This window comes from Pseudoalteromonas tetraodonis (assembly GCF_002310835.1).
Classification (GTDB): domain Bacteria; phylum Pseudomonadota; class Gammaproteobacteria; order Enterobacterales; family Alteromonadaceae; genus Pseudoalteromonas; species Pseudoalteromonas tetraodonis.
In genome coordinates, this window is sequence record NZ_CP011041.1 from 2,255,114 (window position 1) to 2,267,367 (window position 12,254).

Consider the following 12,254-nt stretch of genomic DNA (forward strand, 5'->3'; position numbering starts at 1 on the left):
ATTGATTTTTATGAGTTTTAATAAATGATTTTTTAAATTACGCTTTGTATTCTTTTTAGATAAAATTGTAACCAAGGCCACAATTGTTAATTTACCTTTAAATTTTTTATTCACCTTTGAAGTTTATAGGCGAATAATTAACTATAAAAGACTTTTTAAGCTCATAGTTAAGCTAAAACAACGAGGCTTGTGTAGATTCAGATGCTGTGTTTAATGCGCTTAATATCATTTGCGCAACAGGGTCGAGCTGTCTTTGAATGTACAGTGGGTAGTTCAGAGTGTTTTTACCGCTATAAAGCTCAGCGCCGGTTACTGCGTAAACATATTCAATCACTTGCCCGCGTTTTATTTCAAACTCAGGATGATTCGCTTTGTATTTTTTAACAGCTTGAACATGAGGAGGAATATTTTTGATGTAATCGTTAAGGTGCTGCCCTAACCGCTTTCTATATACTAATTTACGGTCGAACTCACCATTATAAAGTTTTTGAGTGTAGCTATTTATAATATCGTGCAGTTGCTGTATTTCGAAGTTGTCAGTAAATAACGTCTCAAATAATTGTGTTTGAAACTCTTGTGCAAACTCAGTCCAGTCACTACGTACCGTTTCCATACCTTTAAATACCAGTTTTTTTTCATTATTTTTGGTTACTAGCCCTACATATCGCTTTTTAGAGCCTGTTTTTTTACCTCGTATAGTTGGCATAAAAAACGGACTGTAATGAGTTTCAAATTCAATTTCTAAATAACTATGTAAATCATAGCGTTGTTTTAAATCAGCTTGCCACATGGTATTAATATGATGAACAAGTTGGCAGCCAATTTCGTTGCATTGCTCAGGGCTTTTATCTTCACAAAGTTTTACAAACGTAGAGTCGGTATCACCATATATCACCTCAAAGCCTTGCGCTTCTATCCATTTACGGGTTGTTTGCATTATCTCATGGCCACGTAACGTGATAGAACTCGATAAGCGCGGGTCGTAAAACCGACAACCCTTAGAGCCGAGTACGCCATATAAACTATTCATAATAATTTTAATCGCTTGTGAGAGCATAGGTTGATTAGTGTCTTTTGCCTCTTGGCGAGTTTGTGTCAGGTGTGCAATTAATTTGGGTAGATGGTGCTGCGTTCTTGAGAATAACGCCTGATTAAACCCTTCAACCGCTTGCTCTGGTGCATTTAACCCTGCGATTAAACCTAGTGGGTCAATACAAAACGTACGCATAATTGAAGGGTATAAGCTTTTAAAATCCAATACCAAAACGTTTTTATACAGCCCTGGAGTCGACTCCATCACATAGCCACCTGGGCTCTCAAATGAGAGCCCATGATCGCCTAAATTGGGGGCAACATAACCACTGCGGTGTAATAACGGTAAGTATAAGTTTGTAAATGCGGCAACCGAGCCACCCATGCGTTCCAGTTCGAGCCCTGTTATTTGGGTTCTGACAATGGCAAATTCAAATAGCTTTAATTTTTCGAAAATTTGATTAACCAAAATACAATCTTGACGATTATAAGCCGCTAGAGAAAGCTTATCTTCGTTAAATTGACGAACAATTTCAGTTAGTCGGTTGTCGGTTTTTATTAATTTAGATTCGTTAAGCACACGCTCTGCAACATTGGCTAATGAAAAGCTGTCAAATCGGTAAGTGGCATTTTTTAATGTATCAATGCCATCAATGACGCACCGCCCAGGAAGCGTTAATCGGGTGTAATGACCCTTATTAATATATAAAGGTTGATTATCTCGGCCAAAGTTTAGAGTAAGTCCTAACGCCTCTGCGCGTTCTTGCAATAAACTAAAGTCAAAATCAATAACATTCCAACCAATAATAACATCAGGATCGTTATTTATAATGTACTGCTGCAACTTGGTAAGCAGGTTAATTTCGTCATAGCACCAGTCTATTTCAAATGTCGAATCACTTTGCTGCGGCTCCCCTATCATCAATACACAATCTAAGCCATTTCCCACAAGTGCTACACTAAATAACACCCCATCGCCATTACATTCTATATCCAAAGAAATAGATGTAAGCGTTGGCGTGTAATCTTTGTTTGCTTTTAACTTTGCGTCACTAATTTCAATAAAGCCATTTTTAGTTGTGGCGTTACCCGTTACCCACACACCTCCTTTAATAAAGCGCTCCATTAAAAAGCGGTCACTGTGGCGTACATCGGCTTCGTAAATAGGCATTGCTTGCTCTAAAAGAGCGCGTGCAGTATATAAACTTTTTATATCGTTAAAGTAACAGGCAACACATTCGTTGCCACTAAAATGACACAACTCAACCTTATTAAACTGCGCTTTTATATTTGCCTGTGCGAGTAAAGTATTTGCAGTATGTTGCGCTGACAATGGGATGAAAAACACTGCCTGCTGGTTTTCAATAATAACTTTAAGTGGGCCATGATCAGAGCTTAGCCAATAACACAAAGTAATACCTTGCGTATTTTTAGCGCTGTATTGTTGCCTTGATAAAATAAAGCCCTGATAGATTGCTTGTGTCAATGTTCGATCCCACTTAATATATACACTGTAATTATATACATATTTTAGGTTAATCATCACATGCTATCGAGCTCACTTAAAAAAACAATTAGACAAGTACACCAGCATGTTGCAAATAACCTAACCGATTACCGCCCTCGCAGTAGTCAAAACTATTTAGTTGCTGAAATAGCAAAAACATTAGCCGGTGAATACCATAAAAAACAACGTATTTGTGTTATTGAAGCAGGCACAGGCACCGGAAAGTCATTAGCTTACTGCCTAGGCGCTCTGCCTCTGGCATTAGCACAAAAAAAGAAACTGGTTATTTCTACGGCTACTGTGGCTTTGCAAGAGCAGTTAATCGCTAAAGAACTGCCGTTTTTTAAAAAGCACTCAGGACTCGATTTTAAATTTGATTTAGTCAAAGGTCGCCAACGTTATATTTGTGCACACAAACTTCATAATGCACTAAACAGCGATAGCCAAACTCAAATGGAGTTTATGCCTACCCTTACATCGCCATTAAGCGATATGGAAACTAAGTGCTTAAAGCAACTTTACGATGCCTATATCAATAAAAAATGGCAAGGTGATAGAGACAGCTGGGCCGATACCATTCCTGATAGAGTATGGGGGCTCATTGCTTGCGATAAGCATGCTTGCCAACGCCAGATGAAAGCACACCAAACATGTCCTTTTCAACTCGCCCGCCAGCAGTTAATGCAAATGGATGTATTGGTTATAAACCATTCGTTACTGTTAGCCGATTTAGACTTAGGGGGCGGAAAAATTTTACCCGAACCCGACAACACCATTTATGTAATCGATGAAGCGCACCACCTTGCACATATTACCCGCGACTTTTCATCTGCTGCAGCTACGATAAAAGGCACGATAGATTGGCTCGACAAACTTACTAAATTCAGTGGCAAAATGGCCAAAGTGTTAGTGGGTCAAAAAGGCATTGGGCAAAACTTTAAGTTATGCGATAGCGTTAACGATGCCAACAAAGATTTAAAAGTGGTGCGCGATATACTCGACAACGCCGATTTTGAATATTCAAAAGACGATACCTATCGCTTTGAACATGGTGAAATTCCTAAATCGTTACACGCAAAAGCAAAAGACATTAGCGAAGCCACGCTTGATGCATTACGGTGTTTAAATAAGATGCACGATACCCTCACACAAGATGTAAGCGACGGTGATATTAAACCTTATGTTGCCGACCCCATTCTGGCTGAAAGTGGGCAATACATAAACCGGTTAGAACAACTTAATAAATTATGGTTTAGTTACGCTACTAAAGGCGAAGGCACACCGCATGCGCGATGGATAAAACGACTTGAATATAAAAGCCATCATGATCACCTGCTTAGCGACTGCCCTATTGAAGTCGGTTACTATTTAAAAGATAAGCTATGGAACGAATGTGCTGGAGCCGTGTTATGTTCAGCTACCTTGAGCGCACTCGGTTCATTTGATCATTTTGCCTATGAAAGCGGCCTTGCCAAAGAGGAAGGGGTGAAATTTATTAAAGTCCCCTCTCCGTTTGACTACCCAAAACAAGCCACTTTACGCATTCCGGCCTCAAGTATAGAGCCAACAGATAAAGAGTTTAGCGATCATATTGCTAAAACATTACCCGAGTATCTAAACACTAAAAAAGCCAACTTAGTGTTATTTGCCTCTTACTGGCAAATGGACCATGTAAGTAAGTTTCTTAGAACAAAAGGATTTAACTTATTAGTACAAGGTGAAATGTCGCGAGAAGCTTTACTCAAATTACATACTAAAAATATTGATGAAGGCAAAGGCAGTATTTTATTTGGTACCCAAAGTCTTTCTGAAGGGCTTGATTTACCTGGAAAATATTTAGAAAACCTGATTATTACCAAAATTCCGTTTGCGGTGCCCACCTCGCCAATAGAAGAAGCACAAGCGGAGTTTGTGCAAAGTAAAGGGGGGAATCCGTTTTTATCGATAACCGTCCCAGACGCAGCAAAGAAATTGGTACAAAGCTGTGGTAGACTGCTGCGCAAAGAAAGTGATGCAGGCACAATAACTATTTTAGATAGACGCCTAGTCACCAAACGATATGGCAAAGCCATGCTTGACACCTTACCACCTTTTAAAAGACAAATAGATTACTGATGTTTGAACTTGCACTCGACCCAACAACTTGGGCTATTTTATGTGGCGTTGCACTTTTAGCTGGCTTTATTGATGCTATTGCTGGCGGCGGTGGATTACTCACTGTACCAGCACTGTTAACGGCAGGATTACCTCCTCATTTAACGCTTGGCACTAATAAATTGGCCGCCAGTTTTGGCTCGTTAACGGCCAGTATCACCTATTATAAAAAACAACTATTTAACCCACGATTTTGGTTTGCTTCTATTATGGCTACCGCCATAGGTGCTTTGTTAGGCACACTTATTGTTGATCATTTAAGTATCGAGTTTTTAAATAAGCTCTTACCCATTATTATTATTTTAGTGGCTTGCTACAGCTTGTTTGGTAATTTAAGTACCACACAAAGTGATGATCTGCCTAAATTAACCCGCACAATAAAAGTAAAACAGTGGCTACAAGGATTAAGCCTAGGTTTTTTTGATGGTTTAGCTGGGCCTGGAACGGGAACTTTTTGGACTGCCTCAAACGGTATGCTTTATAAAATGAGTTTGCTACTCAATTGTGGTTTGGCGCGTTCAATGAATTTTGTTTCTAACTTCATCTCTCTGATCACCTTTGTTGCACTTGGCCATGTTAACTTTTTACTGGGAATTACAATGGGCTTCTTTATCATGCTTGGTGCATGGTTTGGCGCACATTCAGCTATTCGTTTTGGCAGTAAATTTATTCGCCCAGTATTTAATACTATGGTTATACTTTTAGCGTTAAAACTAATTTACGAGGCATACTTTTAAGATGCAATCTGCTGCTTTAGACAAACTACGCCAACAAGTTGCTACGCTTAAGCAACAAGCTGAGCAATTTGATAAAGCAAAATTATTTGCTAAAAATCGTTATATGCAGGCACAGCCAAGCTTATTTGACAGAGCCGTATTTAGCACCAAAAGCATGAACTTGGTTGATTACGTAGTAGAAATAGAAGATGAAATAGCCAGCCTACCACCGAGCGATCACCGCCATGCCTACACTTACGCACTTGAGCGCATTGCTAGTCAGGTACAAGCGGTCTTTAATGTAATTAAATCGACCCCTATTTGGGTGAAAGAAAACAAAAGTCATTATAAGCCTCGTGCCAAACAGCCTATTTACAAACAAGCAGTGCAAAAAATCATGCAATCATCCCATGAGTTATATGATGAGCTTAAACAAAACCATGAGTTTGAACGCCGCCTAGTACTGATGATTGAAGAGCGTAAGTTACAAATGGAAAAAGCATCACCTGCGCAAACACAAAAACTTAATCAAGAAATTTTAACCACTCATGCACGACTCGGGCGTTGTAGAAAAGCAATTTCTGCCACCGAAGACAAAATTCAACAAGTAGAAAAACAACAGTTACGCTAATGCAGCTTTATTATCACCATCTGTACTCGCAATTAGAGTTACCTGAACGCCATCGCTTTCCAATTAAAAAGTATCAGCAGCTCAAGCATGAAGTTGAATTTTTAGGCTACACCCAGTTTATATCGCCTTCGCCAGCAACAACAGCGCAATTGAAATTGTGTCATAGCTCAGAGTACATCGCTGATTTTTTAAATGGCTCGTTAACTGACCAAGCAGTTAAAAAAATGGGATTTCCGCACTCACCTGAACTTGTTGAGCGAACCCTTTACTCTGTTGGTGCTAGCATTCAAGCCGCTGAAAGTGCAATTAAAAGTGGTTTAGCGGCTAATTTAAGTGGCGGTTATCATCATGCTTACAGCAATTACGGCAGTGGCTTTTGTATTTTTAATGATTTAGCCATTGCTGCAGCCCACCTTATTGCAACGGAGCAAGCCGACACCGTATTAATATTTGATTGTGACGTGCATCAAGGTGACGGCACAGCACAAATAACCCAACAGCACGAGCAGATAATTAGTTGTTCAATTCACTGTGAACAAAACTTTCCTCGGCAAAAACAGCACTCAAACTACGACTTTGGCTTACCTGCAAACATCACAGATGCAGAGTATTTAACAACACTAGAGCAAGCTCTTGAGTTATGTGTTCGCCTCCACCAGCCCGATATTATTTTATATAATGCGGGCGCCGATATTTATACCAAAGACGAACTTGGCTTATTTGATGTTTCTTTGGCTGGCGTATACGCGCGTGACTTTGCCGTTCTTAACTTTTGTAAGCAGCGAAACATCCCGCTTATGTGCGCTTTAGGTGGTGGTTATCAGCGTAACATCAATGATTTAGTCAGTGTCCATAAACAACTATTTAAAGCGGCTCTCGATTTATAACAATCCTTGGTATAGACTCATTAAAGACAATAACAAAGAGTGACTGGAATATGCGATTAGATGACGACATACATAATTTTTACGAAAAACTCGTTTTAGAAGAAATAGAAAAACGTAAACTTAATGAACGTTACAACGACGATGTAATGGCTGACTTTTGCTGTACCGTGCTCAATCAGTTACCACCTCGCTATATTCGATACGATGTAGACATGGCGTTTTATCTAACCCAAACAGATCGTATGGATATGGAACAACGCGTTGAACTTGCCATTAACTTTGCGATTGATCAGATTGCTAAAAAGAAAGATATTAATGAGTAACCCGCTAGAAGACGCCCCTACACACATAAAACTGGCTGTTGATTTAATTATGATATTAGAGCAACACGACGTAGAGCCCGAAGAAGTATTAAAAGCGCTCGATATCGTAAAAAGTGACTTTGAGAAAAAGCTAGTTAGTAACTAGCTTTATTCTATTGTTTGTATTTCATGAACGGTGACAACACCATCGTGTTTATTACAATCAATTTTAATTTCGCCGAATGTGCGCCTAGGTGATGTTGACCTACGGCAGGTCATGTTTTGAGCTTTAACACCAAACTGCTCAATATAAACGGCAACAATTGCATCTATTTCTTGCTTCTCGTGTGTTGTCGCAGCAGTATAAAAAGTATCATATTGTTGTGACCAATTTTCAACGCCTGCTTCTGCAGCAACACCCAACCACCCCATACCAAGCTTAGTTGATTGCTCTAAATATTGCCCTTTTAAAAACATAAACGCTAGGGTGTATTGTGCACTTTTATAGCCCAATGCAGCGGGCTCTTCTAAATAGTTAAAAGCCTCTTCAAACTCCCCTTTTCTGTATGCCTTAACACCATTATATTCTTTTTTCTTCATGGTATTATCGCTGTAAAGACTTATTGGTGACGAATTACAGCCAGTTATTAAAGCCATCAATACCAGCAAAGTGGCACTCAATTGTCGATGATTCATTATTATCCTTAATTTATTATTGTTTTTGCCCAGAAACATACACCACTTTTAAAGCATCTGCCCTAAAACCTGTTAACATAAATTTAATATTATCATGGGATTGCAAAGCTTACAGCGATTATTTTTATAAGCGCAGTTTTAATCGCCCATTAAAAATAGATAAACCTATTTTTTAATACCCTGTATTTATACATAAGGTACTTTACTTTACGCACAATGCATTTAACTGACGTAAATCTATCACTGACTGTCCGTTTGCTGAACCAGTAATAATAACTGCGCGGCCGCTTTGGCATCGTCTAATGCACGGTGATGATTGGTTAAGTCTAAATTAAAGTGTGCCGATAAATTACCGAGTGAGTATGACTTTAATCCCTTAAATGCTTTGCGTGATTCAACGACTGTACACAGTTTCGGCATTTTAAAATTAATCCCTATCCTCTCAAGCTCTTTTTTAATAAATCCATAATCAAAATTAACATTATGCGCCACAAAAATACTGCCTGATAATTGATTCAGTAACGGCGCTGCAATCTCGCTAAATATGGGCGCATTGCTTACCATGGCATCGTTAATGCCTGTAAGCGAGGTAATAAAACGCGGGATGGGACGCTCTGGGTTTATCAATGTGGTCCATGTATCAACTATTTCGCCCTGCTTTATTTTAACAATACCAATTTCGGTAATGCGGTTACCGCCTTTGAGGCCTCCTGTAGTTTCAATATCAACTACACTATAAATACGGTTAGGGTCTACATACCACTTCACCGCTGCAATATTGACTTTAAAACCACTGTTTTTTAAATTATCGATGCTCACTAGCTGGTTTCTTTTAAGCTTGTCTCCGGGCGCTTTTACCTCTTCAAAATGAACTGCGCTGTTATCAACAATCATTAAATCGGGGTAACCATCTTTTAATTGTCGATAGTTTTTTGCCATGTTTTTTAAATGGCTTAATAGCGCATTTATCGGGCTGTTTAAAATAAGCATCTCTAATGGCTTTAATACATCTTTGTGCCATCTAAATAAGCCATTTGGTTGCTCATAATACTTCGCTGCATGGTGACACACTAAACGCAGCAATTTGGAGGTACTATTACACGCAGCCAGCCGCGCTTCTATTTGTGAGGATTGATTTAAGTAAAAGGAGTCTGTTTTTAACGCTTGCGGGAAAATATCAAATTCATTGCAGGGGGGGGTTGGGGTTTCAATAAAAAGTTCCTGCCAAAAAACCAGCGCAAATAAGCTTTGCCACAAGGTATTCTCAGTATAAAAAACCTGCTTGCCTTGACGAGTGTAGTGATCACTTACACCTAACTCAACATCGCCACGGTAAAGTTCATCAACTTCTATAATACAGCGTGTACTGGCTAACATTTCACTAAGCCGTGAGCGTGTTTGCTTGTTAAATTTGCGCATTAAAAAGTCATCCGCAAAGTACAGTAACTCATCGGTGAGCGGATTTTCTATAATTTTCTCAAGTTGCGCCTTTACCCATTCTTTATTACCTAAACGGTATTGCTCTCTTATTTGAATTTCTAGTGCGTGCGTATCGTCTTCGCAGGCATTAAGTACATCAAACGCTAATACAGGGTTAGTTGTTTTTAGTTGCTTATAAAGTATGACCAATAACTTATTCTTTAGCTCTCGAGCTATAACCCCTACTGCTAATTCATTAATTAATTGTTTTGCTAGCATCTCATTTTCATTGTCATCTTTCGCGTTTTTAACAGCTAACCGAAAACGGTTTAACACATAGTTAGATTGCGCTTCCTCAATTGAGTCAAAGCGAGACAAACTTTCATTATGCCCTTGCCTAACAGGAGTTACCCCTAAATCTCTTAGTACAAACCGGTTTTGATGATTAACATCACCGGCACTGAGCCTGCCAATATACAAAAATTCAAAATACTCGTAATACTCTTCTCTATTATTGATCACGTACTGATTATACAAATGCGAAAGACGCTCTGGCTTAGATTCAAAAAATGAAATAGCGACTTCAACTAAACAACTTTTAGCAGCACTTTTTTTAAATAATGGTGGCTGCTCTTGTTGAGCTAACAACTCAATTAAGGCCGGCTTTGTTAGATGACTAAGCAGTTGCTTAGCGTCTGTTTGTGAGGGTTCATATACTAATCCGGCTGTTTTTAAATTAAAAAGTGACTGATAAGGCGAAATAATCTCTTCATAATTTAATGACTGAGTTTGCACTAAATAAGGCTTACGAGAATAAATTCGTGCTAGCATGCATTGGCTTTGCTCGTCGAGCGTGTTTATTTTATTAATAAATGTAATGTGCTTTTGCTCAAGTAAATGCATACATTTATCGCTCACAAAGCCTATTAGCTCTTTAAAATGTGCCAAATAATATTTTGCTGGTAACTCTTTTCTCATAAAAACCGCCAATGCTGTATATAAAAACAGTATAATTATTTGAGCGCTTTTAGCAACCCAATTAGGAGTTAATAGCCTTTTAGAATTTAAATTGATTCAATCTCGGGCGCTTTAATTTCAGCGAGGTTTGTTACCTAATAAACTAAGTTAAAACCGAGCACCCTTTTTATACCCTGCACCTTATCTTCACCTGTGTAGATAGCAGAACCCTTCAAGCAGTGCGTGTTTAACATTAACGAAGCGTTAGTACCTATTTACGGGCATTCACATGGCAAAAGATCTATTTTGCTTAAAAACCAAACACACTGCTGAAACTTCAATCTCAAAAGATAAACAGACCCTCGCACAACTCAATTAATTTATTTATGCATACGTATTACTATTGAAATATCTTTTTTAGCGTGATTACTCTGTGCTAAGGTTGCCCGCAAATTATTAGTGGTACTTTAACTTCATTACACATAATAAAAATTAGGATTGAACAACATGACAACACAGCATGCAACTAAAGGTGAGCAAAGCGCAGCGGCAAAGTGCTCACTTTTATACGTTATTTTTATATCGGCTGTTGCCGCCATTGGTGGCTTTTTATTTGGTTTTGATTCAGGCGTTATAAACGGCACTGTATCGGCATTAGGTAATACATTTAACTCAAGCAGTGTAGCAACAGGGTTTAATGTTGCCTCTGTTTTACTTGGTTGTGCGCTGGGTGCTTTAGCTGCTGGCCCATTAGCTGACAAATTTGGCCGTCGCGCTATTATGATTGTCACTGCACTTATATTTGCTATCAGTGCATTTGGCTCTGGTATTGCTGATAGCTCAGCTGAGTTTATTTTTTACCGCTTATTTGGTGGATTAGGTATAGGTGCGGCATCTGTTTTAGCGCCGGCTTATATTGCAGAAGTAGCACCTGCCAGCTTACGCGGCCGTTTAGCAACACTGCAGCAGCTTGCTATTGTGCTGGGTCTGTTTGCTGCCTTTTTAAGTAACTACCTAATTGCTAATGCCGCAGGCGGTGCCGAGGGTATTTTACTGTTAGACTTAGCTGCATGGCGCTGGATGTTTTGGGCTGAACTGGTTCCTGCAGGCTTATTTTTGATTGGCGTACTTTTTATTCCTGAGTCACCGCGTTACTTAGTCGCACAAGGCAAGCTTAAACACGCTAAAACTGTATTTAATAAAATCTCAAATGACGATGCTGATACACAAATCAGTGACGTAAAGCAGTCTCTGAAAAGTGATAAAAAACCAAGTATTCGCGACTTATATATTGATGGCAGTAAAAAAGTACACCCTATTGTTTGGGTGGGTGTGGCCTTGTCAGTGTTTCAACAATTTGTTGGTATTAACGTGGTATTTTATTACGGTTCAGAACTTTGGCAAGCCGCTGGTTTTGATGAATCACAATCACTGTTTATAAACGTGCTTGCGGGTACCACTAATATTTTGTCTACTTTTATTGCCATTGCTTTAGTTGATAAAGTGGGACGTAAGCCATTGTTACTGGTAGGTAGTATAGGTATGTTTATTAGTTTAAGTGCACTTACCTACACCTTTGGCAGTGCAGGCCTTGATGAAGCGGGCAAGTTAGCACTTAGTGAAAATATGGGTACCTTTGCTTTAATAATGGCTAACCTGTTTGTGGTATTTTTTGGTTTAAGCTGGGGCCCAATTGTGTGGGTACTGCTTGGCGAAATGTTTAATAACCGCATCCGTGGTGCAGCGCTTGCAGTTGCTGCTAGTGCGCAGTGGATAGCTAACTTTGCTATTACTATGACCTTCCCTATCATGCTAGGTAGTATTGGTTTAGCAGGCGCCTATGGTTTTTACACTCTCTCAGCGTTTATTAGTGTGTTCTTTGTGGTCAAATACATTAAAGAAACACGCGGCATGAAATTAGAGTCAATGTAATTACTTGGCTGGAGTAAAATA

At 39.1% G+C, this 12,254-nt stretch carries 10 protein-coding genes; 7 read left to right on the forward strand and 3 right to left on the reverse strand.

Features of this window, described 5'->3' with window-relative positions:
- Window positions 1-172 precede the first annotated feature (172 nt).
- Entirely contained in the window at window positions 173-2,518 is a 2,346-nt protein-coding gene (locus tag PTET_RS10550; protein WP_096038922.1) for a DNA polymerase II, read from the reverse strand.
- Between the two features lie 60 nt (window positions 2,519-2,578).
- Between PTET_RS10550 and dinG the strand changes: the two genes are divergently transcribed.
- The 6 genes from dinG to PTET_RS10580 are packed head-to-tail and all read left to right on the forward strand — an operon-like array spanning window position 2,579 to window position 7,395.
- Window positions 2,579-4,654, forward strand: coding sequence for an ATP-dependent DNA helicase DinG (dinG, locus tag PTET_RS10555; protein WP_028834065.1), 2,076 nt, complete (start codon window positions 2,579-2,581; stop codon window positions 4,652-4,654).
- Window positions 4,654-5,430 carry a TSUP family transporter gene (locus tag PTET_RS10560; protein WP_016898974.1) on the forward strand — a complete coding sequence of 259 codons (777 nt, stop codon included), beginning with the start codon at window positions 4,654-4,656 and terminating at the stop codon, window positions 5,428-5,430. The genes dinG and PTET_RS10560 overlap by 1 nt, the downstream gene beginning before the upstream one ends.
- A gap of 1 nt (window position 5,431) precedes the next feature.
- Window positions 5,432-6,040, forward strand: coding sequence for a primosomal replication protein (locus PTET_RS10565; protein ID WP_096038607.1), 609 nt, complete (start codon window positions 5,432-5,434; stop codon window positions 6,038-6,040).
- Entirely contained in the window at window positions 6,040-6,927 is an 888-nt protein-coding gene (locus PTET_RS10570) for a histone deacetylase family protein (protein ID WP_096038608.1), read from the forward strand. Before PTET_RS10565 ends, PTET_RS10570 begins: the two co-directional genes overlap by 1 nt.
- A gap of 50 nt (window positions 6,928-6,977) precedes the next feature.
- Window positions 6,978-7,250: a late competence development ComFB family protein gene (locus PTET_RS10575; RefSeq protein WP_024601574.1), complete on the forward strand. Its 273-nt coding sequence runs from the start codon at window positions 6,978-6,980 to the stop codon at window positions 7,248-7,250.
- Window positions 7,243-7,395 carry a YbaM family protein gene (locus tag PTET_RS10580; RefSeq protein WP_081762898.1) on the forward strand — a complete coding sequence of 51 codons (153 nt, stop codon included), beginning with the start codon at window positions 7,243-7,245 and terminating at the stop codon, window positions 7,393-7,395. The genes PTET_RS10575 and PTET_RS10580 overlap by 8 nt, the downstream gene beginning before the upstream one ends.
- 2 nt (window positions 7,396-7,397) lie before the next feature.
- Here PTET_RS10580 and PTET_RS10585 read toward each other — a convergent pair whose 3' ends face one another.
- Both PTET_RS10585 and PTET_RS10590 read right to left on the reverse strand, forming a co-directional pair.
- Window positions 7,398-7,925: an SEL1-like repeat protein gene (locus tag PTET_RS10585; protein WP_096038609.1), complete on the reverse strand. Its 528-nt coding sequence runs from the start codon at window positions 7,923-7,925 to the stop codon at window positions 7,398-7,400.
- Between the two features lie 240 nt (window positions 7,926-8,165).
- On the reverse strand, window positions 8,166-10,322 hold the full coding sequence (locus tag PTET_RS10590; protein WP_096038610.1) for an exonuclease domain-containing protein: 2,157 nt from the start codon (window positions 10,320-10,322) through the stop codon (window positions 8,166-8,168).
- 486 nt (window positions 10,323-10,808) lie between these two features.
- On the opposite strand from PTET_RS10590, the gene PTET_RS10595 reads away from it, so the two are divergent.
- On the forward strand, window positions 10,809-12,233 hold the full coding sequence (locus tag PTET_RS10595; protein WP_096038611.1) for a sugar porter family MFS transporter: 1,425 nt from the start codon (window positions 10,809-10,811) through the stop codon (window positions 12,231-12,233).
- Window positions 12,234-12,254 lie beyond the last annotated feature (21 nt).